The organism is Mesorhizobium sp. M1334, from assembly GCF_040317995.1.
Taxonomy (GTDB): Bacteria; Pseudomonadota; Alphaproteobacteria; order Rhizobiales; family Rhizobiaceae; genus Mesorhizobium.
Genome location: NZ_JAMYLM010000010.1, coordinates 55,648 through 79,873, shown reverse-complemented (window position 1 = coordinate 79,873; position 24,226 = coordinate 55,648). Strand labels below are relative to the sequence as shown.

Annotated in this window: 17 protein-coding genes and 2 pseudogenes; 13 read left to right on the top strand and 6 right to left on the bottom strand. The window is 62.0% G+C overall.

From position 1 onward, the window contains the following. The first annotated feature begins 86 nt into the window (after positions 1–86). Positions 87–998 carry a DMT family transporter gene (locus tag NKH17_RS18625; protein ID WP_352700143.1) on the top strand — a complete coding sequence of 304 codons (912 nt, stop codon included), beginning with the start codon at positions 87–89 and terminating at the stop codon, positions 996–998. 399 nt (positions 999–1,397) lie between these two features. Here NKH17_RS18625 and bioZ read toward each other — a convergent pair whose 3' ends face one another. From bioZ to bioB, 5 genes are read right to left on the bottom strand one after another with little or no spacing between them, the layout of a single operon-like run. After that, positions 1,398–2,381, bottom strand: coding sequence for a 3-oxopimeloyl-[acyl-carrier-protein] synthase BioZ (gene bioZ / locus NKH17_RS18620; protein ID WP_352971744.1), 984 nt, complete (start codon positions 2,379–2,381; stop codon positions 1,398–1,400). Then, entirely contained in the window at positions 2,378–3,643 is a 1,266-nt protein-coding gene (locus tag NKH17_RS18615; RefSeq protein ID WP_352971741.1) for an adenosylmethionine--8-amino-7-oxononanoate transaminase, read from the bottom strand. The genes bioZ and NKH17_RS18615 overlap by 4 nt, the downstream gene beginning before the upstream one ends. After that, positions 3,640–4,278: a dethiobiotin synthase gene (gene bioD, locus NKH17_RS18610; RefSeq protein WP_352971738.1), complete on the bottom strand. Its 639-nt coding sequence runs from the start codon at positions 4,276–4,278 to the stop codon at positions 3,640–3,642. The genes NKH17_RS18615 and bioD overlap by 4 nt, the downstream gene beginning before the upstream one ends. Further along, entirely contained in the window at positions 4,275–5,423 is a 1,149-nt protein-coding gene (locus tag NKH17_RS18605) for an 8-amino-7-oxononanoate synthase (protein ID WP_352971735.1), read from the bottom strand. Before NKH17_RS18605 ends, bioD begins: the two co-directional genes overlap by 4 nt. Then, the gene (gene bioB / locus NKH17_RS18600) at positions 5,420–6,406 is read right to left on the bottom strand and encodes a biotin synthase BioB (protein ID WP_352972019.1); all 987 of its coding nucleotides are present in this window, start codon (positions 6,404–6,406) and stop codon (positions 5,420–5,422) included. Before bioB ends, NKH17_RS18605 begins: the two co-directional genes overlap by 4 nt. 295 nt (positions 6,407–6,701) lie before the next feature. On the opposite strand from bioB, the gene NKH17_RS18595 reads away from it, so the two are divergent. Further along, the gene (locus NKH17_RS18595; protein ID WP_352971732.1) at positions 6,702–7,487 is read left to right on the top strand and encodes a GGDEF domain-containing protein; all 786 of its coding nucleotides are present in this window, start codon (positions 6,702–6,704) and stop codon (positions 7,485–7,487) included. Between the two features lie 706 nt (positions 7,488–8,193). Then, positions 8,194–8,406 (top strand): cold-shock protein, encoded by a 213-nt coding sequence (locus tag NKH17_RS18590; RefSeq protein ID WP_352567414.1) that lies wholly within the window; start codon positions 8,194–8,196, stop codon positions 8,404–8,406. Positions 8,407–8,594: 188 nt separating this feature from the next. Here NKH17_RS18590 and NKH17_RS33425 read toward each other — a convergent pair whose 3' ends face one another. Beyond that, positions 8,595–8,903 (bottom strand): MucR family transcriptional regulator, encoded by a 309-nt coding sequence (locus tag NKH17_RS33425; protein WP_502899340.1) that lies wholly within the window; start codon positions 8,901–8,903, stop codon positions 8,595–8,597. A gap of 499 nt (positions 8,904–9,402) precedes the next feature. On the opposite strand from NKH17_RS33425, the gene NKH17_RS18580 reads away from it, so the two are divergent. The 10 genes and pseudogenes from NKH17_RS18580 to NKH17_RS18535 form a co-directional block, all read left to right on the top strand. After that, the gene (locus tag NKH17_RS18580) at positions 9,403–10,035 is read left to right on the top strand and encodes a hypothetical protein (RefSeq protein ID WP_352971729.1); all 633 of its coding nucleotides are present in this window, start codon (positions 9,403–9,405) and stop codon (positions 10,033–10,035) included. Positions 10,036–11,077: 1,042 nt separating this feature from the next. Then, the gene (locus NKH17_RS18575) at positions 11,078–11,266 is read left to right on the top strand and encodes a hypothetical protein (protein WP_352971727.1); all 189 of its coding nucleotides are present in this window, start codon (positions 11,078–11,080) and stop codon (positions 11,264–11,266) included. Between the two features lie 180 nt (positions 11,267–11,446). Then, complete coding sequence (locus tag NKH17_RS18570) at positions 11,447–12,346, top strand: DUF3991 and toprim domain-containing protein (protein ID WP_352754216.1); 900 nt, start codon at positions 11,447–11,449, stop codon at positions 12,344–12,346. Between the two features lie 336 nt (positions 12,347–12,682). After that, positions 12,683–13,288 (top strand): DUF1419 domain-containing protein, encoded by a 606-nt coding sequence (locus tag NKH17_RS18565; RefSeq protein ID WP_352492053.1) that lies wholly within the window; start codon positions 12,683–12,685, stop codon positions 13,286–13,288. Between the two features lie 10 nt (positions 13,289–13,298). After that, entirely contained in the window at positions 13,299–13,697 is a 399-nt protein-coding gene (locus tag NKH17_RS18560; protein WP_352971725.1) for a DUF3085 domain-containing protein, read from the top strand. 86 nt (positions 13,698–13,783) lie between these two features. After that, positions 13,784–18,846, top strand: a pseudogene (locus NKH17_RS18555) (helicase-like domain-containing protein). Positions 18,847–19,803: 957 nt separating this feature from the next. Further along, positions 19,804–20,274 (top strand): Ros/MucR family transcriptional regulator, encoded by a 471-nt coding sequence (locus NKH17_RS18550; protein WP_352971723.1) that lies wholly within the window; start codon positions 19,804–19,806, stop codon positions 20,272–20,274. A 663-nt stretch (positions 20,275–20,937) separates the two neighbouring features. After that, on the top strand, positions 20,938–22,683 hold the full coding sequence (locus NKH17_RS18545) for a ParB N-terminal domain-containing protein (protein ID WP_352971721.1): 1,746 nt from the start codon (positions 20,938–20,940) through the stop codon (positions 22,681–22,683). 97 nt (positions 22,684–22,780) lie between these two features. Further along, entirely contained in the window at positions 22,781–23,257 is a 477-nt protein-coding gene (locus NKH17_RS18540; RefSeq protein ID WP_352971718.1) for a UCP036055 family protein, read from the top strand. Next, positions 23,254–24,126 (top strand): annotated as a pseudogene (locus NKH17_RS18535) (DUF7007 domain-containing protein); the annotation flags it as partial. The gene NKH17_RS18540 and the pseudogene NKH17_RS18535, both read left to right, overlap by 4 nt. Between the last annotated feature and the right edge of the window lie 100 nt (positions 24,127–24,226).

Genomic DNA, 24,226 nt, shown 5'->3' with positions numbered 1-24,226 from the left:
CACGGACAGTGTGTCCGTGCGATCGGAATTGTTGGAACGCTCTCGGCTGTGTAGCGTGGAAGTGGTAGCGAAAAGGGAAGGTGGACATGTCGATCCGTCAGACGACCATCGGGACCGACAGAGTAGGCATGGCCGTGGCGGCGATGATCTTGACTGATCTGACGCTTTCGATCGCAGATGCGATCATCAAGATCACGATCTCGGACATGCCACTGTCGCAATTCATCTTCTTGCGGTCCTGCGTCACCATCCCCTTGTTGATCTTTATGATGAAATGGAGGTTGCCTCGGGTATCGCTGAGCCCAGCTCGACCTGGCTGGGCCACGGTTCGAAGCAGCCTGCTTCTGTCCAGTCTGCTGATCTACTACGCTTCGCTTTCGCGCCTCGATTTCTCGATAGCGGCCGCGGTCTATTATACGATCCCGCTGTTCATTACCCTATTCTCGGCACTCTGGGTCCGCGAGCCTGTCGGCCTGCAAGGTTGGCTCGGAGTTGCGCTCGGGTTTGTGGGGGTACTACTCATGCTGAAGCCGCAGGCCGGCGACATCAGTATCCACACCCTCATGCCACTGGCGGCTGCCATTCTCTATGCCCTGGCGATGGTGCTGACGCGGACCAGGACCCGTGCTGAAAACCCGTTCGTTCTGGCACTCACATTCAATCTGATCGCGATCATTGTGGCAGGTGGGGCAAGCCTGGCGGCAATAATTGCTGGCAGCGATGGCGGGCAGAGTCTGACGATAGGCGAGTGGGTACCGATAGGCTGGAGCCAATGGGGGCTGATGGTGCTGCTAAGTATCACAATGTTGATCGGCAGCGTCGGCACTGCTGTCGCGTACCAGTGGGCACCGTCGGCCATGATCTCAACCTGCGACTTCTCCTATCTGGCATTTGCGGTGTTGTGGGGCGTCCTACTGTTCTCGGAACGTCTGGACGGCGCTTCCATGCTCGGCATAGGTCTCATCGCACTCGCCGGCATCATCGTCATTCGACGTTAGCCGGACTGGAGCACCCAGTTCAGCGATCTTCGGTTGGAACGGTCGCTGCTGGCACCGCTGCACCTGCACCGACGACGGTGCAACGAACGCGCCGAGGTGCGCCCAAAGCCAGACTCACAATTGATTGCAGGCGGTTTGCCTGAAGGTGCTGCGGGGTGAAGCTCATTCCACCGCCGCCCGAGGCGCGTTTGTGACGGCCGCGCGCGAAGCAGACATTTTGCCAGGCGATTGGTGGATGCCGGGAGCCCGCGCCAGACTGTTCCAGGAGTATCTTCCGACCGACATTCGCTGTTCCTTATGGTGCAGGATGACAGCTGACCGCTCTTTTCCTACTAGGCAAACATCAACGCCCAGAGAGCCGTTCGCCGTCACTTCTTGCAAGCGCACTAGTCATTGCCCCTAGACGCCAATCACGAGTGCGCCGCCGGTAAGCCCGGCGCCGGCCGCGGCCAGCAGAAGCCTTTCGCCTGCCAAAAACGGCTTGGCCTGATGGGAGAGGGACAGCGACAGCGCAATTGTCGCGGCAGAGGAATTGCCGAACTCCGCAATGCTTCTCACCACCTTCTCAGGGGGAATATCGAGTTTGTCGGCCACGGCATCGAGAATGCGGGCGTTGGCCTGGTGTGGAACAAACCGATCCACGGCCTGAGCTGAAACGTTCGCAACTTCCAGCGCCTCGGCCGAACACCGCGCCATCATCTCGACGGCCTTGGCGAACACGGCGCGTCCGTCGGCGATCGTCATGCGGGTTTCGGTTATGTCGAAATCTCCGGCAAAGGGCCGGCTGCTGCCGCCCGCCGGGATCTGAATCAGGCCATAACCCGATCCGTCGGAATCCAGCGAAGCGCCGAGGACACCGTGATGCGGGTCGGACGAGGGGACCAGCAAGAGCGCGCCCGCGGCATCGGCGAACAGCACCGCGCTGGCGCGTTCGGCCGGGTTGATGCGGCGGCTCAGAATGTTGGCGGCGATGACCAGCGCCGGCTTGCCGTGGGTGCGCACGAAGGCCTCGGCGAAAGTAAGCGCATAAACGAAACCGGCGCAGGCGCCGGCAAGATCGACCGCGCCGGCATGAGCAAGGCCCAAACGGTGCGCGATTAGCGGCGCACTTGGCGGCAGCAGATGATCGGGCGTTGATGTTGCCAGAAGCAGCAGGCCGATCGCGGCCCGGTCGATGCCGGCCATGTCCAGCGCCATATCTCCCGCTTTCCCGGCCAGGCCCGACAAGGTGTCGGAAGGCTCGGCCCAGCGGCGTGACCGGATGCCAGTCCGCCTCTCGATCCAGCCGGCCTCCAGGCCAAGCGAGGCCTCGATCTCGGCATTCGGCACGATCCGCGCCGGCGCGTGGTGGCCGAGACCGATGATCTTCGCGCCTCGGATCATCCGGCTTGCCCAACAAGGTCGGCGGCCTCGTCGATCGCATCATGCAAGCGACCAAGCTCGCTGGCGCTTACGCAGTAGGGCGGCAGGAGATAAATTACATTGCCGAGCGGGCGTACCAGGAGATCGCGCTCAAGGAAGAAAGCGCGCAGCTTCGGGCCGACCTCAGCCAGGTAGCCGGAGTTGGCAACCGCCAGTTCGAAGGCGGCAATCGTGCCGGTCACCCGGACGTCGACGAAGCGGGGATCGCCTGCAAAGCGGCGAGCCCCTTCGGCCTGCAGTCGCGAGAGGGTTGTGACGCGCTCCATGACCGGCTCGTCGCGCCAGACTGCGATGTTGGCAAGTGCGGCCGCGCAGGCGATCGGATTGGCGGTATAGGAGCTCGAATGAAAGAAGGTGCGGCTGCGATCCGGCGAATAGTAGGCCCGAAAGATGGCGTCAGTGGCGAGCGTGGCGGCAAGCGGGATCGCGCCGCCGGTCAGCCCTTTCGACGTGCACAATATGTCGGGCGCAATACGTGCCTGCTCGCAGGCAAACAGCGTACCGGTCCGTCCCCAGCCAGTCATCACCTCATCGGCAATGAACAGCGTCCCGGAGGCCTCGGCAACACGTTTCAATTCGGCCAGGATGCTTGGCGAATACATCCGCATGCCGCCGGCGCCCAGGACCAGCGGTTCGACGATCAGGGCCGCCGCCTTGCGATCAAGGCTGAAGGCCTCGAAGGCGTCGAGGGTTTCCTGCTCGCGGCCCGCGGCAGGGAAAGGGATGGTATCGACGTCAAAGAGCAGGGGTTCGTAGGCGGCGTTGAAGACGCCGCGGGCGCCGACGCTCATCGTCCCGATCGTGTCGCCGTGATAGCTCGATTCCATCACAACGACACGCGAGCGCGGCGCGCCGATGTTGCGGAAATAGCCGAGCGCCATTTTGAGCGCCACTTCAACACTGGTCGAGCCGCTGTCGGAATAGAAGACCCAGTCCAGACCCTTCGGCGCCAGGCCGATGAGCGCGCTCGCCAGTTCCTCGGCCGGCGCGTGGGTGAGACCTGCGAATATGATCTGGTCGAGCGTTTCGGCAGTTGAGCGGATTGCCTCGACGATCGCCGGATGGCGATGGCCGTGGGTCACCACCCACCATGAGGCTATCGCGTCGAGAATGCGCCTTCCGCCATCCGTCTGCAGGTATGCGCCTTCGGTCCGAACGATCTTCGGCAGAGCCGGTTCGACGGCGTGCTGGGTAAAGGGATGCCAGACGGCTGAGCGGCTCATACGCTGGCCTGCTGAAAAGGCACCATGTCGAAATGCGCTGCCATAGCCGACAGGAGAGTGTCGGGCGCCAGCGGATCGAGGAAAGGCAAGCGGCCAAGCACACGCACCTTGCCGATCGCAGCGATCGTGCATTCAGTGTCGGGCATAGGGCCACCAATAAACGCTATGCCCAAAAGCGGAATGTCGCGGCGGCGCAGCGCCTCGATCGACAGAAGCGTGTGGTTGATCGTGCCGAGCGCCGTGCGCGCACAAAGCACGACCGGCGCGCGCCAGCGGGCGAACATGTCAATGAACAGGAAGTTGCGCGTGAGCGGCACCATGAGACCGCCAGCTCCCTCGACGATCAGCGGGCGCGCCATTACGGGCAGAACGAGGCGGTCGGGATCGATCAAAACGCCATCGAGTTCGGCAGCGCGATGCGGCGAGAGCGGTCGCACGAGCCGCCAGGCTTCCGGGACGATCCGCTCTGGGGGCAGCTCAGCAAGCCTCGCTACCGTCTGGGTATCGGTTTCGCCGTCGAGCCCCGACTGCACCGGTTTCCAGTAGGCGCCATTGAGCAGGCCAGCCAGACCGGCCGCAACAACCGTCTTGCCGATGCCGGTGTCCGTGCCGGTGATGACGAAGGTTTGGCTCATGCCGCCATTCGCTCCCATTCCTCTGCCAGTGCCTTGATCATCGCTGCAACGTCGGCCTGGCCGACATTGAGTGTCAGCGAAATCCTGAGCCGAGCCGTGCCCTCGGGCACCGTCGGCGGGCGGATGCCGCGCACGTCGAAGCCGCGCGCCTGCAGCGCGCTGGCGAGCGCCATGGCGCGGGCGTTTTCGCCGACGATGACCGGCAGGATCTGCGAGCCGCTCGGCGCGACCCCGCAGCAGGCTTCGATCTCCCGGCCGGCGAAGGCGACGAGTGCTGCAAGCCGCTCGCGGCGCTCGGGTTCGTCATGCAGGACGGCGAGCGCCTCGGTTGCAGCCACCGCCATCAGCGGCGAAGGGGCGGTGGCATAGATAAAAGGCCGGCAACGATTGATGAGGTAGTCGCCGATGACCTTGGGTCCGGTCACCAGCGCGCCGGAGGCGCCAAGCGCCTTGCCGCAAGTGTGCAACACGACGACATTGTCGCGGCCTTCGAGATCGTGCGCTAGGCCGCGTCCATCGGGTCCATAGACGCCGGTGGCATGCGCCTCGTCGATCAGCAGAAAAGCGTGGTGACGGTCGGCAAGTGCCGCCAGATCGGCAAGGGGCGCGCGGTCGCCGTCCATGGAATAGAGGCTCTCGACCACGATCCAGGGGCGACCCGTGCCGCCCAAACGCCGCCACGCCAAAATGGCGTCTTCGAAGGCGCCGACGTCGTTGTGGGATGCCTCCACGGATGAAGCGCGGCCGGCCCGCGCGCCCTCATGGGCACTGGCATGGATGAGTGCGTCTAGGACGACGAGGTCGCCCTTTTGCGGAAGTGTGGTCAGGACGGCGAAATTGGCGAGGTAGCCCCCGCTGAAGAAAAGCGCACGTTCGGCGCCGAAGAAGCGCGCCGCTTCGGCTTCTAGCGTCTCGTGCTCCGGTGTATTGCCGCGCAAGAGGCGAGACCCCGTGGCGCCGACCGGCGTGCCGGCTGCGAGTGCTGCTGCGACGGCTTTGGCCAGGTGCGGCGAGGCTGCAAGTCCGAGATAATCATTGGAGGCGAAATCAAGGCCAGCCCGCGGCGACAGCGCGCGCAACCGGTTCTTGCGCGCGAGCCCATTTAGCGTCGTCTCGTAACGGTCGAGCAAGCCCCCTGCGCTCACAAGCTGGAAAGCTCCATTGGTTCAATACCGAGCTTGCGAAAGAGCGCAGTGTCCTTATCCTCACTCGGGTTGTCCGCCGTGAGCAGCGTATCGCCGACAAACACGGAATTGGCGCCGGCAAAAAAGCATAGCGCCTGCATTTCCTCGCTCATTGCCGTGCGGCCGGCCGACAAGCGAACATGGGATTGCGGCATCAGGATACGGGCAAGCGCAATAGTGCGCACGAATTCGATCGGCTCTATTGGCCGCTCATGACCAAGGGGTGTGCCTTCAATCGGGATCAGCATGTTGATCGGGACGCTGTCGGGCGGCTCCGGCAGATTGGCGAGCGTCACCAGCATGTCCACGCGGTCGACCGGTTCCTCGCCCATGCCGACGATGCCACCGCAGCAGACTTTGATGCCGCTATCGCGAACATTGTCCAATGTTTCGAGCCGGTCAGTGAACGAGCGCGTCGTGATGACTTCGCCGTAATAGCGCTCGGACGTATCGATGTTGTGATTGTAGTAGTCGAGCCCCGCTGTCTTTAGCTGCTGCGCCTGCTCAACATTGAGCATCCCTAATGTCATGCAGGTTTCCATGCCGAGCGCCTTGACGCCTTCGACCATGGCGACCACGACCTCCATGTCGCGCGCCTTGGGGCTGCGCCACGCCGCGCCCATGCAATAGCGCGTCGCACCCGCATCGCGCGCCTTGCGGGCTTCCTCGATGACGCGTTCGACCGCCATTAGCTTCGAGGCCTTCAGTCCGGAATTGTGGTGCGCGGACTGGCTGCAATACCCACAATCCTCGGGGCAGCCGCCGGTCTTGATGCTCAGCAGCCGGCTGAGCTGAACGCGGTTGGGATCAAAGTTCGCACGGTGGACGCAATGTGCGCGAAACAGCAGTTCGTTGAAGGGAGACTCGTAGAGGGCGCGAGCTTCGGCTTGGCTCCACAGGCGGCGGCTTCTGGCAGCTCCCCTATCTGCGGTCGAACCTTGCATGGGCGAAACAAGCGTCATGATTTCCCCTATCCGTGAGCAGGCCCGCGCTGTTTACAGGACGCGACGGGTTTTTCCAGCCGAAATCTGAAATTCACTGCGGGTCAAAATGTCATTTCCCTCGCGGCCAGCATAATGGGCCCAAGAACCGACCGAGGCGTGGTGTCGGCAGGACGCGGGCGCATTTGCTCGACCTGGCCTTGAGGACCGCGCGGGTTCGGCTCCTCGCCGGTGTGTCCAGAACAATCCTAATCAAGCTGGTAACATGTCATTCAGCCGGACTGTCTATAGCAACACTATGACGCCGCGCAGCAAACGGATTCTGGGCAAATCTACAGTCGTGACGATAATTGCAGTCGTCGCGACTTTCGGGCTGTCGTTCACGGCAAGACTTGGCCTGCAGATGCCGATCGACTGGCTGAGTTGGGTGGAATGCACCGTCATCCCCATCCTGATCGGAATGCCCGTTAGCGCCTTTATCTTCACCCAGGGGGAAACGATTCAGGAAACATGTGACAAGTTGGAGAAATCATACACAGCCCTGAGAGAGGCGCACGACAGGCTCACCTTCGTATCCAGTCACGACCCGATGACAGGCCTTCTCAGTCGCGGTGAATTTATCGCAAGAATGGACAGAAAGCGTGACGAAGGTGAATGCGACACACTGCTCCTGATCGATCCGGATCACTTCTCCTTGATCAACGACCAACACGGCCATTCCAAAGGTGACGAGGCTTTGGTTCGAATTGCAAAGGCGCTCGTTTATCTGACACGCCCGGGAGACTCGATCGGTCGTCTTGGCGGAGAAGAGTTTGGTGTGTTGTTACGCAGCGCGCGTAAAGAACAGGCAGCTACCATCGCGGAAAACATACGCCGTCTTGTCGAGGCGGGTCCGATGGCGAAAGGCCAACAGGACGGCGTGAAAGTGACTGTCAGCATCGGCGGCGCGGAAATCTCTCCCGATGCAGATGCTCAAGACGTCCTTCGCACCGCCGGACGATGCCTTTTTGAAGCGAAACAGCGTGGGCGAAATCGTGTTTCGTTCGACTATGAAGCAACCAGGTTGCGGGCCGTGACGCCATAACCCAGCTTAGGCCCAGCCTGACGCGGGCAGAACATTGCCCGAAACCGGCCTGCCTTCGGCCTGCCCATTCGCACGACCAGCCCCAGCCACCTCACAAGCCGCACAGCCTTGCGGACCGTTTTCCTGTAGACAGCATTGTTGGAGCCGTCTCCCAAGTGACACAAAAAAGCCCGCTCCATTGTCTGGAGCAGGCCTTTATGTGCGGTACTCAGAACCTTGCCGCTGCGCGAAAGATAGAAGCGAATGGTAAACACCGACTGAAGGTCGATGCCGTTTTGATGGCCTTTGAGCTCCGGCCCTGCCAGCCGACAAATGCTGGCGAGTTGACAGCTTGCTCAATGCAGGCCGAACTCGCGCAATCCTCCTCTCGCGATAGCGCACAAACCGGCTTTCACCTAACTTGAGTTCGTGGGGAACGATGACCATGGATCGGCAGCCACTCCCTGCTTTCCATCCAGCTCCGCCACGCGGCAAGCTGGATTGATCTTAGGTTCGGTTGACAGCCGCTCATTGGCCGACGCACCCGGCGTATGGCTGCCCAGCAATTGCGCAGGGTCGCGGTGTTGTCTTAACTGACCGGTCGTGACGCCCATCCGAACAATGTTGCAATTGTTTCCTTGCTGCGTCTAATTTCAATGCCTTGATATGAACCGGCCTGGCACAACGGCCAGGCCACAATGCAATTGTTACGAAGGAATGCGTAGATATGGCGACCGGGACCGTGAAGTGGTTCAACAGCACCAAGGGATTTGGATTTATCCAGCCCGACAATGGAGGCCAGGACGTTTTCGTCCACATTTCCGCTGTCGAACGCGCGGGTATGTCGACCCTCGCTGACGGCCAGAAGATCAATTTTGAGATCGAGCAGGACCGCCGAACCGGCAAGTCCTCTGCGGGCAATCTCAGCAAAGCCGGCTGATTTTCTCCTTCATCCCGGCAGGCCCAACCGCAAAGCCGGGGCAGCAGATTGCTGCCCCGGCTTGCGAATTCCTTATGAAATAGCTTTTTTAAGGGAAGGCGGCGTTGGCCCCGCCTTTTCATATTCCGGGCAGATGCAGATTATGCCGATGGCAGATGCGCGCTCCAGCACGAATCTAGTTGCCGAAACTAAGCTGCGACCTTCTTGCGCGTCCGCTTCGCCGGCAGCGGCGGCTCTGCTGCTGAGACGCTACCGCTTGTGCCTAGGGCCTCGTACACCTGGCCGATCAGGGCAGGGAGGTCGCCCACCGGGACCGGATTGCTGGAGACGTAGGCTGAGACGACATCTGCGGCGCGAAAAATTTTCGGCCAAGTGTTGGTGCTAGTGTCGGTTGTCGCTGAAAGCAATGAATGTGTCGGCAGTTGTTGCAATGTTCGTCCGGCTAGGGCTGCCTCCCCCGTCGTGCACAAGCTGACCGGCTCGCCGTTGGCGGCCACGTCACCGGCTTTGGCACTCCGATCCTCCGTGCAATTTTTCAAAATGGAAGTGCTGCAGTATATCTTTTGCGCTGTCCCATGAAGCGTTCAATGTCCCGCTTACGAAGCCTCGCATCAGGGATTGAGTGATCAGGTTTCTGCGTAGGATCCAGTGAAATGGGCAACCATGCTCTACTTGATCTGCGCCTTCCCCTTGGTTCCGCTATGATTCGATAGGAAAAACGGGAAAATGCCAAGTTCCGAGTCCCCATTTTCAACGCCGACTTAGGCGGATCCGGTCGGCGGTCAACAACGATTATGGTGATCGCCAGCATGTTTCGTGTTCAGATGGCCACCGCCGGCCGCAAGGTCAGAAAAGGAGTTCCCTGATTATTCTGTCAGTTGGCGGTTTCGCAGCAACATACGCACATAGTCATGACGTGAGTTTGGGGGCTTCCAAGCGCCGATTTGGCCGGTTAGGGTTTGCCGGGGGGTGAACAACCGGATTACGAGCGGGATCATGCTGGAAAAACTGCGCGCCTATTGGGGTTTTAACCCCACCGGCAATAGGAACGTCGCTCTGGTCGAAGACTTTCTGAAGGGCAAGCGCTTCGCCGACCTGGCGCAGGAACATGGCTTGTCGACATCCAGGGTGGGCCAAATCATCGGAAGTGCCGATCAGTTCGTGGGCGGCGGCATTCTGACCGAGGCTAAGCCGTCCAAGACCTCGCCTCGAACCGAACTCATGGCCGACTATCCCTATGTGTGGAACCTCGCCCAGATGCACAGGCTCGGCAGGGTCACGCCGCACCATTTTTTTAGGGAGTTGGGACGCGCGGGATCGCTGGAGCGGCTGATTGACGAGTTGAAGCAGTTGCCAAGCCGCACACGAACAACACATGAGTTGGCGCGCCTCGTTTGGCTAAAGGAGAAGGGCGAGAGCCCATGGCCTGCAATGAAGCCATCAAGCATTGCGATCGTGCAACCAGGCTACCCGGTCAACCATCCGGACCGCGGCCCTCAGTGCCAGCTCGCCTTGGGTCCGGCCCTCCAACAATTGGTTCAGCGAGCAGGGGAATCCGGCTGGACCGAGGACGAGATAGCCTGCGCGCTCCTCAAGTTCGCCCGCGTGCGCCTCAAGCAGGGAATATAGCCATATTGCCAAAAACAGCTATTTACCGATTTACGGGTCAAGCCGGGATGACCAGCTTTACGCTAACCGACCTCGGCAACAAGTCCAGCGAGGTGTCGAGGCGGCATACCGAGGGCCTGTCGAGAACACAAAGCGCGGCAAGCGCAAGATGTGCTCCTGACCGCTGAGCAGTTCGACCGATTGTCGGGACGAAGCGCACAGCGGGCGTATCGTGTCGAAGACCTCAAGGGAGCCGAGCGTGATGAAATTCTCGCTGGCCTGGACGCCGTCACCTTGAGGGATCGCGGAGAATGACCGAGCCTGAACACGGCCCGTCGTTCTCTATTCCTACCTGTGAGCGCGAGAATTCGATCGCGGTGAAGAATTGGCCGAAAGGCTCGGCCGATTTGCGTGATGGCAATCGTCAGAGGCAAGACTGGCCGCACGCGGCGTCCGCTTTTCCGATTACGAGTAAGACTCCGGGACCTGACGGCGTTGCGTGCAGATCTTGGATCTTGGAAACTGAAACGAAGTATCTACGATGCGCGCGCAGGATTGTGCCGGTCGACTATCCAGACTCCCCTATCGATACCTGCAAAATCCTGGAACGCGGCTTTTGCAGCTCCGATCCTAGGCGACAACGCTATCGGCGGTCAGCCCCGATCAGGCTTATGGGCCTCTCGTATTCTCGTCGGTTATGGTTATTGCCCGGATGGGGTTCTTGTGCGGATGCCACTATCGTGGCGGTCTCGTCGGTACAGGAAGAACGGTTTTTTCGCCTAGGCCTTGACGAAGCCAGCATAAGTCAGCCGCAAGTGCCGCAAGCATGAATCCGCGAGGTTTCGTGCCGAGTGACTTGGCTCCTGTGCAAAGCCCTTTTCCCGCTCTTTCGGCTTAACTCCCTTGTTCCAGCCCGGACCTTGCCGATCAACCCACTGCGGGGTCGGACTACGCAAGCGTGCCGTCGCTCACGGCTTCGCCATCGCGATGATCGCGGTCCCGGCTGGACCCGACGGGCGCCTGTCGAGCGGGGAATGGTCCCCGCGACCAAGGAGCCAAACAAATGTCGCACGAACTCAGCCTCGCTCAGAGCCACGCCTGGAACCTCGCTCGTACCCTGATGACGCCGGTCATCCTGTTCAGGGTCGATGACAACGAATACGGCGTTCTTCCTGCCGACGACCTCGACGGCGACGAGGTCGAGGCGATCTGCGAATACTGTCCATACACAGGAGGCCGGCCGGTTCATTGAACCGGCCTCTGTGCCACGGCGTGCCGCTTGCGAGCGGCAGGCCGCAAGGGAGGCTGCGCCGCGGCGAAAGCCGCGCCCTTGCGCCCTTTGCTCTTCGCGGCGGTTGGGGAGTATTCCCCCAATTGTGTGGAAGAAATAGACTTGAAGAAAGGCCGGCCGGAAGGCTGCCGGGAGAGAAAAATGGAAAAGACGGATATAGAAGCGCTGCGCGGCCGGGTCGGCTGTGCCGCGGTGCTGGAGACCGGCGGCTTCACGGTCGACTTCAAGGAAAGCACTCGCAAAGCGGTTAAATACCGTCGTGGAAACGATATCATCATCGTCATCCATGATGGCAAGGGATGGTTCGACCCGTTGTCGGATCGAAAGGGCGATGTTTATTCGCTGGTACAGCATCTGGATGGCGGCGATTTCCTGGAAGCCCTCTTGCAGGTAGCCTCGCTTGCGGGGTTCGTGCCGAGCGAGCCGGAATGGAAACGACAGTCTCGGGAGACCGAACCCGACCAGTCAGTTCCGAAGCGATGGGCGGCCCGACGCAAGCCGTGGCGCGGGTCGGCGACCTGGCGCTATCTGCGCGATGACCGGCACATTCCCGAACAGGTCATTGCGACTGCGATCGCTCAGAACGTTCTGAGGGAAGGCCCGCGCGGCAGCATGTGGGCCGCCCACAGCGACGCGGCCGGTCTCGTCACCGGCTGGGAGGAGCGCGGACCGCAATGGCGTGGCTTTGCGGCCGGAGGCGGCAAGGTGTTGTTCCGGTTGGGAACGGTAAAGGCCACCCGGATCTGCGTTAGCGAAGCGGCGATTGACGCCATGAGCCTGGCCGCGATCGAACGGATCCGGCGCGATACGCTGTATGCCAGCACCGGCGGCGGCTGGTCCCCGGCGACGGACACAGCGCTTCGCATGTTGGCGGGGAGCCCGAACAGGCGGCTTGTAGCGGCCACCGACGCCAACCCGCAGGGCGAGGCATTCGTGTCGAGGCTGCGTGAGCTTGCCGGCGACGTGGCCTGTGACTTCGAGCGGCTGAAGCCGCTCGCCGAAGACTGGAACGCGATGCTGCAGGACGCGGCATCCGCCTGACGGCGCCGATCACTCAACCGCAGCGCAGAAGCGAAGATCGCCGGCCCGGGATTTGCCATGGCCATGTCAACTCGAAACGGTGCGGCCACGAAGCCATGACAGCCGGTTCGCACCGCCAAGTTATGGAGGGCAGGGAGAAAAGAAAATCAAACCAAACCCGGCTACCGCATGCCCGCCGGTCGCGTGCAAGGGTGAAGCTTCGCCCGGCTGCGCCGGCCCTTGACCCGCCCGGGCGGAGAGGCGGCCGCAGGGGAGGGGTCATGAAGGGCTGAAGATGATGGGCATCCACGAGGATGCTGCGCGCTCAGGCCCGACGAAGGCTGAAGGAGCCCGAGGATGAACCCCTTTTTTCCCAATCGTAAAGTCTACCAGGGCATCGCCGACCGCCGGCAGATGTTTCGCATGTTCGATCGCCATGCGCAGCGCCCGGAACGAGATCACGTCGATGCCGGATCTCTTTATAGCGGGGAGTGGTTCGAAGTCGGCCCCGTCGAGCACGACTACATGCTGGAGATCCTGCCACCGCTCTGGATGCGAGGCGAGATGTTCGCGCTGCGCGAGTTCCTTACCGATAGCATTACCAGCGTCTTCTACACGCTGCGCATCGACGGCAGAACGCGTTACTTCCATGCCTATTGCGATCTGAATGTGGCGCGATCGCCTGCCAAAATGCGCGATGCTATCGTCGAGCGCGAGACCTGGCCGGTGAAGGCGATGACGCGCGAAGAGCGGCTGGAGCATATCTGGAGCGCCACGCACGACGAGTACCGTGGCTATGCCGGGGACCGCTGGCTGCCGGAGCATTGCGGCAAGCGCACGGTGCTCTGTTATGGCGGCCGGCAGGGCGCCATGCCGAAGCTGCTCGACGAGCTCACCGATGATGAGATCGCGGCGAAGCTGCCGGTGCATCTGCGCCACCTTCCCCTGGCCGTTGCCGCGTGAGGGGGATGCGATGTTCACTTTTCCCATTCTTGCAGTTCGCAAGGTCATCGAACGCGGAAAAACCGATGCCGCCATCAACGGCGGTTTTCGCAATCCCTATTATGGCCTCAAGCCCGGTCAGGGCGAGATCCCCGGCCTGTGGCTGGTTGGAGACCAAGGTGTCTACCTATTGTCGAACGGAAAACTCGCAGACGGCGAGCGCCCGCTCGTCCTCTATTCCGAAGAATGCCACCCGATCGGCAACCCCGACTGGTTTCACTACAAGCAGCGCCATTTCGGTGGCGACGACGGCATCGAATTCATCGAAGCCGAGCAACTGATCCCGCTGTTCGATCGCAACCTTCGCTGCACGCATCTCAACGTGCAACTCACCGAGACCGAAGTCTCGCTCTCGCTGATCGCCCGCTAACCCCCAGCAAACCTGCCAGCCCTTTCACGCGGACGCCAACGCCGTCCGCCCGATCGTGCTCGCCCTCAAATCCAAGGAGATTTCCCATGGCTCATGACGACCCCTTTACCATCGACCTGTTCGGCAGCACGGCAATTTCGTCCGGCCTTGGCCTTGGCGTCACGGCCTTCGCGGCTGACTTCGGGCCGGGCGATGAAGATGATCCCGATTCTTCCGCGCCTTCGCCGGTCACGCCGGCGGTTGCAGCCATCCAACCGACGTCGAAGCCTCGACGGGTTCATGGACTGAACTTTCATCTTGCCGGCGATCGTGGGCTGGCCCGTGGCTGGAAAGATCGGGCCCGCGACAACATCGCTTCGATCAGGCTCGCCGCCGAGATCGAGGCCGATGAGCGTCCTGCCACGCGTGAGGAGCAGGAGCGGCTGATCCGGTTCACCGGCTTCGGCGCGTCCGACCTTGCCAATGGTGTCTTCCGCCGCCCCGGCGAGCTCGAATTCCGTAAGGGCTGGGACGAGATCGGCTCGGACCTGGAAGATGCCGTCGGCGAGATCGACTATGCCTCGCTCGCACGCTGCACCCAATATGCCCACTTCACGCCTGAGTTCATCATCCGGGCGATCTGGTCAGGTCTCCAGCGTCTCGGATGGCGCGGCGGTCGGGTTCTTGAACCTGGCGTTGGGACCGGCCTGTTTCCGGCGCTGATGCCCCAGTCCCTGCGCGGCGTCTCCCACGTCACCGGGATTGAACTCGATCCCGTCACCGCGCGCATCGCCCGGCTGTTGCAGCCGCAAGCGCGGATCATAGCCGGCGATTTCGCCCGAACCGACCTGCCGGCGAGCTTCGATCTCGCCATCGGCAATCCGCCGTTTTCGGATCGAACCGTGCGCTCCGATCGGGCATATCGGTCGATGGCATTGCGGCTGCATGACTATTTTATCGCGCGCTCCGTCGACCTGTTGAAGCCGGGGGCATTCGCCGCCTTTGTGACCAGCTGCGGCACGCTTGATAAGGCGGACACGACCGCGCGCGAGCATATCGCGAAGACCGCTGACCTGATTGCCGCCATCCGCCTGCCCGAGGGCAGTTTCCGGGCCGACGCCGGGACGGATGTCGTGGTCGACATCCTGTTCTTCCGCAAGCGCAACATCGGCGAGCCAGAGGGCGGCCTGTCATGGCTCGAGACCGAAGAAGTTCGGGCCGCGACGGAGGATGAGAGCGCGATCCGCGTGAACCGCTGGTTGGCGCGCCACCCGGATTTCGTGCTCGGCACCCATGCCACTGTCCCGGGGCCCTACGGCGAGGCCTATTCCTGCCTGCCCCATCCCGGTGTCGATCTGGAGCGGGCGCTCACCGCAGCGATCTTCCTCCTTCCGGATGCCATTTATGACGGCGAGCCGGACGAGATTGATCATGACGCCGAGCCCGGTGCCGATATCGTCGATGACTTGCCGGAAGGCGCCGGCGTGCGCGAGGGCAGTTTCTTCGTCGCGAAAAATACCGCCCTCGTGCAGATGATCGATGGCGCTGCCGTGACCATCACCATACGCAAGGGCAGGGCGAGCGAAGGCGTGCCGGAAAAGCACGCCGGATTATCCGCAAATTGATCCCCATCCGTGATGCCGTGCGCGAAGTCCTGAAGGCCCAGGAGTTCGACCGGCCCTGGAAGCCGGCCCAAGTCAGGCTGCGCATCGCCTGGTCGAATTTTGTGCGGGCATTCGGCCCCATCAACACGACCGTCGTTTCCACCAGCGAGGACACCGAGACCGGCGAGGTCCGCGAAGTGCATCGCCGGCCGAACCTGCAGCCCTTCCTTGACGATCCCGATTGCTGGCTGGTGGCTTCCATCGAGGACTACGATCTCGAAACCAATACGGCCCGGCCGGGTCCGATTTTCACCGAGCGCGTCATCGCGCCGCCCGCGGCACCCATCATCACAAGTGCTGCCGATGCGCTTGCCGTCGTCCTCAACGAACGCGGCCATGTCGACGTCGATCAGATCGCCGAGCTGCTGCACGCCGATGCCGAAGCAGTCATCGCCGAACTCGGCGACGCCGTCTACCGTGATCCCGAGACCGGTTCCTGGCAAACAGCCGACGCTTATCTCTCCGGCCAGGTCCGCGAGAAGCTCAACGCCGCAAAAACCGCTGCCGCCCTCGACCCCGTCTTCGAGCGCAATGTCCGTGCCTTGGTCGAGGTTCAGCCGGCCGATCTTCGGCCTTCCGACATTACCGCCCGTCTTGGCGCACCATGGATCCCCGCCGCCGATGTTGCCGCCTTCGTCAAGGAGACGATGGGCGCCGAGATCAGGATCCATCATATGCCGGAGCTGGCATCGTGGACGGTAGAGGCGCGGCAATTGGGATGGATGGCGGCCGGCACGTCCGAATGGGGCACCGATCGCCGTCATGCCGGCGAGCTCCTGGCCGACGCGCTGAACAGCCGGGTGCCGCAGATCTTCGATACGGTGAAGGAGGGCCAGGCTGAAAAGCGCGTGCTCAATGTCGTGGATACGGAAGCCGCCAAGGAAAAGCTGCAGAAGATCAAGACCGCTTTCCAGAACTGGATCTGGTCCGATCCCGACCGGACCGATCGGCTGGCGCGGGTCTATAACGACCGCTTCAACAACATCGCGCCCCGACGATTCAACGGGGATCACCTGCAACTTCCAGGCGCCTCCGGCGCCTTTTCTCTATATGGGCATCAAAAGCGCGGCATCTGGCGCATCGTCTCGGCCGGCTCGACTTACCTCGCCCATGCCGTCGGCGCCGGCAAGACCATGACGATTGCCGCGGGCGTCATGGAGCAGCGCCGGCTTGGCCTGATCGCCAAGGCCATGTTGGTCGTTCCCGGCCATTGCCTTGCACAGATGGCTCGCGAATTCCTGGCGCTCTATCCGACCGCCCGCATCCTCGTCGCCGACGAGACGAATTTTACCAAGGACAAGCGACATCGCTTCCTGTCGCGTGCGGCCACGGCGACCTGGGATGCGATCATCATCACCCACAGCGCCTTCCGCTTCATCGGCGTGCCGTCGGCGTTCGAGCAACAGATGATCCACGACGAACTGGAACTCTACGAGACGTTGCTGACCAAGGTCGAGAGCGACGACCGCGTCTCGCGCAAGCGCCTCGAGCGGCTGAAGGAGGGGCTCAAGGAACGGCTGGAGGCGCTGGCGACCCGCAAGGATGCCCTGCTCACCATCTCCGAGGTCGGCGTCGACCAGATCATCGTCGATGAAGCCCAGGAGTTCAGGAAGCTCAGCTTCGCCACCAACATGTCGACGCTCAAGGGCGTCGATCCGAACGGCTCGGAGCGGGCCTGGGACCTTTATGTCAAATCCCGGTTCGTGGAGACGAAGAATCCGGGCCGGTCGCTCGTGCTGGCCTCGGGCACACCGATCACCAACACGCTTGGCGAGATGTTCTCGGTGCAGCGCTATCTCGGTTACGAGGCGCTGCTTCAGCGCGGCCTGCACGAATTCGACGCCTGGGCTTCGACCTTCGGCGACGTCACGACTGAACTCGAATTGCAGCCATCCGGCAAATACAAGCCGGTGACGCGCTTCGCCACCTTCGTCAACGTGCCGGAGCTGATCGCAATGTTCCGCTCCTTCGCGGATGTGGTGATGCCGCAAGACCTTCGCGACTATGTGAAGGTGCCGGCGCTTTCGACCGGCGCGCGTCAGATCATCACCGCCAAGCCGTCCGCCGCCTTCAAGCGCTACCAGATGGTGCTCGACGCCCGCATCAAGGCGATCGAGGAACGCGACGGTCCGGCAGAAGCCGGTGACGACATCCTGCTGTCGGTTATCACCGATGGCCGGCACGCTGCTATCGACCTGCGCCTGGTTGATCCCGACAATGACAATGAGCCGGACAACAAGCTCAACGATCTGATCGGCAATGCCTTCCGTATCTGGCAAGAAACAGCGCAAAGCAGCTATGTCCGCGCCGACGGCAAGCCGTTCGAGCTTCCTGGCGCAGCGCAGATGATTTTTTCCGATCTCGGCACGATCAGCGTCGAGAAAACCAGAGGCTTTTCGGCCTATCGCTGGATCAGGGACGAACTGGTCCGCAGGGGCGTTCCGGCATCGGAAATTGCGTTCATGCAGGATTTCAAGAAGTCGGAGGCCAAGCAGCGCCTGTTCGGTGATGTGCGCGCTGGAAAAATCCGGTTCCTGGTCGGCTCTTCCGACACGATGGGCACCGGCGTCAACGCGCAGCTCCGCCTCAAGGCGCTGCATCACCTCGATGTGCCGTGGCTTCCCTCCCAGATCGAGCAGCGTGAAGGTCGTATCCTGCGGCAGGGCAACCAGCACGATGTCGTCGATATCTTCGCCTACGCCACGGAAGGATCGATGGACGCCCAGATGTGGCAGAACAACGAGCGCAAGGCCCGGTTCATCGCGGCCGCCCTTTCCGGAGACACGTCCATTCGGCGGTTGGAGGATATGGGTGAGGGGCAGGCCAACCAGTTCGCGATGGCCAAGGCGATCGCCTCGGGCGATCCACGTCTGATGCAGAAGGCAGGTCTGGAGGCGGACATTGCCCGTCTGGAGCGGCTTCGCGCGGCCCACATTGATGATGAGCACGCCGTTCGACGGCAGATCCGCGACGCCGAGCGCGATATCGAATACGCGACCCGGCGCATCGGCGAGGTGGCCAAGGATATCGAGCGCCTCGTGCCGACGACCGGCGATGGGTTCCGCATGGTGGTCGGGGGCGACGCGTTCACGGAGCGCAAACTCGCCGGTCGTGCGCTGATGAAGGAAATCCTGACACTCGTGCAGCTTCAGCAGGAGGGCGAAACCACTATTGCCTCCATCGGCGGGTTCGGTTTGGCATTTTCCGGCGAGCGTTTCGGCAAGGACGGCTACCGCTATGCCACCATGCTGATGCGCACCGGCGCCGATTATGAAATCGAGCTGCCGGTGACCACCACGCCGCTTGGTGCGATTTCTCGCCTCGAGCATGCCTTGGCCGGCTTCGAGAGCGAGCAGGTACAATACCGCCAGCGTCTTGAGGATGCCGACTTCAGGCTCACCTCCTATCGCTCGCGTCAGGGCGGCGAGTTCGGATTCTCTGGTGAACTGGCTGAGAAGCGCCGGCAGCTTGCGGAAATCGAAAACGATCTTGCGTCTTTCGATTGATGGCCAGGATCCGCGTGCAGCCGCATAGCAGGCTCGATACAGGCTGCCGCTCATGTCAGTCATTGACCGGCGGCAAAGGTTCAAGGTGGCTCGGGTGCAGGCGATGCAGAGGCGCGCCGAACTGCTTACCCATGTTGATGCCACGTTTCGGTCATGCTCGGCTCCGGCCAGCCAGACCACATGACGTAAACGTCAAGAATCAGCTAACTGGATCATCGCGGCGGACCTGATTGGACCGTCCGGCCGGCGCCTGCCAGAGCCCCCCGCAAAAGTAGGCGCCGGCCTTTTAGCGCCTGAAAGGCGAGCACTCATATTGTTCGTCTTGTCCCATCCAGACACGAGGCAGTTGCGACGGACGACACCAAAGGCGGCGCAAACCACACGTCCGTTGAGATAGTCGAGGCCATGGGCGAGTGGTTCGTCCGTGTTGTTGGGAACGGCGAAGAACTTACCCGATCATTCGACCTGGAATCGTTCGCCCTTGCGTTCGCGGAAGGCCAGCGGATACGCCTGGGGCTTAAGGACTGCAAGCGCATCTGACCCGACTTCCGCGTTCGCACCATAGCCGCCTAAGTTCAGTCTGCTATTGATCCGCTGCGGGGCCGCCCTATGTCGTGCCGATCAACTTCCGTTCTTTACCATAAGACGGCAAGACTAAAGTCTTTCACCATGCAAGCAAGGTCTGAATGTAACCGCTTTAGTTCCGTACTTGTCCGTTGGACGTTCCGTTTTAGCCAATCGGCATATAATAGGTCCGTCACTTAGATGGCTGATAGGCCGTCAGTTTTATGGTCTACAGCAAAGTCGCGGCCAAAAAGAACGCGTCAATTTTGGCGTCGCTCTTGCCCAGCGCCGCAATGCCGGTCGCTATCATTGGCTTAGAATAGATCAGGCCCGGTTGCGTACTGGACATTGCTCAAATAGAGATGGGACAAATCAGACAAAAGGACCGACACATTGACAGAAGAATCCGGCCGCCGCGCCGCCGAACTAGCCGAGCTTACTGCGGAGATTGTGTCCGCCTACGTAAGTAAGAACCCTGTACCGGCTACCGGCCTGCCTGAACTAATCGCATCCGTGCACATGTCTCTGTCCGGGCTTGGTACGCCGATCGCGCCTGTCGTTGAGCCGCAAACTCCCGCGGTCAACCCGAAGAAGTCGGTGACGCCAGATTTCATTATCTGCCTGGAAGACGGCAAAAAATTCAAATCCCTGAAGCGGCACCTTAGCACGGACTTCGGTCTGACGCCGGACGCCTATCGCGAGAAGTGGGGCTTGCCGCGCGACTATCCGATGACGGCTCCGAATTACGCCGCTCAGCGCTCGCAACTGGCGAAGTCCATCGGGCTTGGACGCAAGGCTGAACCCGTCGCACCAGCCAAGAAGGCACCCGCGAAGCGGAAAGCCAAAGTGTCCGCCACCACCTGACGCTACGTAACGACTCAGCTATGTCAAGGCGCGGCGGATCCCAATCCCGCCCGTGGCCGGCGCCATTCGGATAAGCTCCAGCGAGGGCGCCGGCCTTTGTTCTTAGCGTGGCGGAACTCGCCGGGCGAAGAAACCCCAACCACCTCAAGCCCGGCGAGCCTAGACCTGATCAAAGTAAGCGATCAGGACCGGGATCCACCGGCACCACGACCGAAGCAAGCGCAATGCCAACACTTTAGTCCCGAAATGAGACAATGCCAGGTTCCCTCGCTAGCACCCGGGTTTCTCTTCAGAAAAACCAACGTAGAACAAAAAGCCTGTGAGCTTTCGCCACGGAGCGGCCGCGCCAAGGCAGAGAACCGTTCCGCTTATCGCCATGCCCCGATCTACGTCGCAGGGTTGAGGAAAGGAAAACTTAGGAGGAATAAAACCCGCTCGCAGATCGGGCGGGCCGCTGACGCTGGCGCTCAACCGCGCCGCTCGCGATCCCGGCCGCGTCGTCCTGCGCAGGGCGGTTAGCCCCGCTCGGCCAGCCGGGCAGGGATGCTCGGCCGCAGGTGCACCGGCCCGCCCGCTCCGCGGGCCGGGGGATGTCTTCAGGAAGAAGACGAGGAAGGACGCAGCGATCAGCGGTGTCCGCAAAACCCTTGAAGGAGCATCCCCATGGAACTGAAGTTTGTCGACCCGCGCGCGCTGAAGGATAACCCTGACAAGGCGCGACGCTCGAAATCGAGTCCGCAGGCCGACGCGCTGCTGCTGGCTACGATCCGTGCCGTCGGCATCGTGCAGCCGCCTGTCGTCGCGCTGGAGACCGATGGCGGCAATGGCTACGTCATCGATGCCGGCCATCGTCGGGTGAAGCAGGCGATCGCGGCCGGTCTCGAAGAGATCGCCGTGCTGGTGATCGAGAGGGCCGAGGATGGCGGCGCCATGCGCTCGCTAGCGGAAACGCTCGCTCACGAGCAGCTCAATCCCGTCGACCAATGGCGCGCCATTGAGCGGCTGGTCGCGCTCGGCTGGACCGAGGAAGCGATCGCCGTCGCTTTGGCGCTGCCCGTCCGCCAGATCAGGAAGCTGCGCCTGCTGGCCAACGTTCTGCCGGCCATGTTGGAGCAGATGGCCAAGGGCGACATGCCCAACGAGCAGCAGTTGCGCACCATCGCCTCGGCTTCGCTTGATGAACAGAAGGAGGTCTGGAAGAAGCACAAGCCCTCCAAGGCCGATCCCCAGGTGTCGTGGTGGAGCGTGGCGCAGGGCCTGACGAAGCGCCGCATGTACGCGCGCGACGCCAGCTTCGGTGACGATCTCGCCCAGGCCTACGGCATTGCCTGGGTCGAGGACCTGTTCGCTCCGGCCGACGAGGACAGCCGCTACACGACGGATGTCGAGGCCTTTCTTGGCGCCCAGCAGGAGTGGATGGCAAACGCTGTGCCCAAGCGTGGCGTGATCGTGGAAGCCGGTCAGTGGGGCGAGCCGAAGCTGCCGGCCAAGGCCGAGCGTGTGTACGGTAAGCCGTCGAAATCCGATCACACCGCCATGTATCTTGACCGTGACGGCAAGGTGCAGTCGGTCGCGTACCGCATGCCGGCGGCCAAAAAGTCCAAGGACAAGAATGGCGACGATGTCGCGGTCGATGGCGATGATATCGTCGTTACGGCAAAGCCGCGTCCGGAGGTGACGCGCAAAGGCATGGAGATGATCGGCGACCTGCGTACCGACGCACTGCATGAGGCGCTGTCGCGCGCACCGATCGAGGACGACACGCTGATGGCGCTGCTCGTTCTCGCCTTCGCCGGCCAGAATGTCACAGTGGCATGTGGTGCCCGCGACATCTCCTATTACGGGCCGGCTGGCCTCGGCGAACATGCCGCGCGCCTGTTCGATAAGGAGGGCAAGCTCGCGTTCGACATGGACACGCTGCGCATCGCCGTGCGGTCCTTGCTGATCGACGTTCTGTCCTGCAGGGAGAATCGCTCGGACAGCGGCGTTGTCGCCCGTGTCGCCGGCGACCTCATCGCCGCCGACAACTTCTTGGCCAACATGGGGACGGAGGATTTCCTATCATGCCTGTCGCGGCAGGCATTGGAAGCCGCCTGCGCGGATACATCGGTCCTGCCCCGTCAGAAGGTCAAGGATACCCGTGCGGCCCTGGTCGAGCATTTCAAGGAAGGCCGCTTCGTCCACCCGTCGGCGCGGTTTGCGTCCACTCCCGAAAAGCTGACCTCCTGGCTGAAGAAGAACGAGGCCAGGCAACAGCCCGAGGACGACGGCACGACCGAGGACCAGGACGAGCTTGACGGCGATGCGGCTGTCGAGCCCGCGCATGACTACGTCGGCGAGGACCCCGCTCCGCAGGAGGAGGACCTCACTGACGAACAGACCGAGCCTTACAAGATGGCCGCCGAGTAGGCGGCTGCGCCTTACCTTTTCCTCCGAACGATCATTCCGCCGCCGGCACATCACCGGCGGCGGTTCTGTTTCCACCATGAGCACCACGGAGAAAACTATGTCCGCCCAATTGATCTATGACCTTGTTCCACTCGCATCCATCGTGACTTATTCCGACGGATCCCCACGCCCGCCAGAGCGGCATCGCAAGAAGCTCGCAGCCTGGGAAAATCGCAACGGCGGCGGTCGCCTGGTCCGCAAACAGGCCGAGGCCCGCATCGGCAGTACGACGCTGCCCGCCTCGATCACCCTGCACAAGGGCGACTATGGCAGTCAGGGAACCATTGTGCTGCGCGTCCACCAGACGTTTTGGGTGAACAGCGACCTGAAGTTTTCGGTCAAGGAGCGACCCGCAATCGGCTCCGTCCTGGTGCTCGACCGCGCCGGCGACGATGCGGAGCTTGTCCATCTTGCCGCCAATCGCGCGGCCGCCGAGGAATGGCTGACCCGCCACGGCTATCCGAACGCCGTGTTTCAGCAGGTCGTGGCCGACACCGTAGCGGCGGACACCGTAGAAGGGAGGACGGCAGCATGACTGCGCGAACTTCTGAAACCCATGTCGTCGAACCCCCCGGTTCTCCGGAAGTTACTTTTGGCCGAAGCGCCGATGGGCTTTGCGTTGCCCTTGTCGGTGAGCACGCCTTCGCCATGGCTCCGGCCCGCGATGGCCGGCACTATCTTGTCACGGGCTGGCGTATCCGCCGGCCCATGGCCGAATGGACGCGCGGCGATTTCTACGGCCATGCCGGAGAGCTTGCCGATGAGGCGGCGTTTCGCGCGCATGTCAAGGAGAGCGCCCTCCACCAGCAGCAGCGCGCGGCTCTCGGACGTCGCGAAATCCACTCCCGAGCCCACACGCCATGGGGAACGTCGCAGGGAGCGACCGTCTATGCCGAGGGCGTCGTGGCTCACTCGACGGCAGGCCATGGCGGGTTCCATCTGTCGGCGGAGCGAAATCGCAAAGTCCATGAGATGCTCCGTGCCAATGATGGCTGGTATGAAGAGGACTGCCATTGGGCGGCCGTCGCCCAAGCCTTCCCCCAACTCTTCACGGACTTCGAGAGGGCTTGTGCGGAAAAGTCGATCCGCGACTGGTACCCGGATGCCTGGGAGGCGATCCACGGGAGGGTTCTCGAACCCGGCCAATCCGCGAAAAAGGACGAGCGGGCATTTTTCGAGAAGCATACCGATGACTGGATCGTGGTGTCGGCGATCCGTTCCGGGCACCAGCCCGGTTTCACCGAGGTTATCGCGACCCCTGGCGGCAGGCGCGGACCGGGCACGGAGGAACGTCGCTTTCTCGTTGCGACCGACGAATACCATGTCGGCCGCTTTGGATTCGTCATCGACGTTGCGCGCCATCGCGTCTATGGCGGGACTTCGAGCTTCATGGATTGGCAGGGGGGGACACATAATGTCCGTCTCCGGTCGCCGCGCACAGCTCTTTCGCATGGAGGAGGCTCGGCGCCAGACACAGCGCCAACTCGAAATGATCGACCGGCAG

What these genes read in the sequence shown, in the direction of transcription:
- NKH17_RS18625 (WP_352700143.1), top strand. Translation starts at nt 87, where the DNA reads ATGTCGATCCGTCAGACGACCATCGGGACCGACAGAGTAGGCATGGCC.
- bioZ (WP_352971744.1), bottom strand. Translation starts at nt 2,381, where the DNA reads ATGATCCGAGGCGCGAAGATCATCGGTCTCGGCCACCACGCGCCGGCG.
- NKH17_RS18615 (WP_352971741.1), bottom strand. Translation starts at nt 3,643, where the DNA reads ATGAGCCGCTCAGCCGTCTGGCATCCCTTTACCCAGCACGCCGTCGAA.
- bioD (WP_352971738.1), bottom strand. Translation starts at nt 4,278, where the DNA reads ATGAGCCAAACCTTCGTCATCACCGGCACGGACACCGGCATCGGCAAG.
- bioB (WP_352972019.1), bottom strand. Translation starts at nt 6,406, where the DNA reads ATGCAAGGTTCGACCGCAGATAGGGGAGCTGCCAGAAGCCGCCGCCTG.
- NKH17_RS18595 (WP_352971732.1), top strand. Translation starts at nt 6,702, where the DNA reads ATGACGCCGCGCAGCAAACGGATTCTGGGCAAATCTACAGTCGTGACG.
- NKH17_RS18590 (WP_352567414.1), top strand. Translation starts at nt 8,194, where the DNA reads ATGGCGACCGGGACCGTGAAGTGGTTCAACAGCACCAAGGGATTTGGA.
- NKH17_RS18580 (WP_352971729.1), top strand. Translation starts at nt 9,403, where the DNA reads ATGCTGGAAAAACTGCGCGCCTATTGGGGTTTTAACCCCACCGGCAAT.
- NKH17_RS18575 (WP_352971727.1), top strand. Translation starts at nt 11,078, where the DNA reads ATGTCGCACGAACTCAGCCTCGCTCAGAGCCACGCCTGGAACCTCGCT.
- NKH17_RS18570 (WP_352754216.1), top strand. Translation starts at nt 11,447, where the DNA reads ATGGAAAAGACGGATATAGAAGCGCTGCGCGGCCGGGTCGGCTGTGCC.
- NKH17_RS18565 (WP_352492053.1), top strand. Translation starts at nt 12,683, where the DNA reads ATGAACCCCTTTTTTCCCAATCGTAAAGTCTACCAGGGCATCGCCGAC.
- NKH17_RS18560 (WP_352971725.1), top strand. Translation starts at nt 13,299, where the DNA reads ATGTTCACTTTTCCCATTCTTGCAGTTCGCAAGGTCATCGAACGCGGA.
- NKH17_RS18545 (WP_352971721.1), top strand. Translation starts at nt 20,938, where the DNA reads ATGGAACTGAAGTTTGTCGACCCGCGCGCGCTGAAGGATAACCCTGAC.
- NKH17_RS18540 (WP_352971718.1), top strand. Translation starts at nt 22,781, where the DNA reads ATGTCCGCCCAATTGATCTATGACCTTGTTCCACTCGCATCCATCGTG.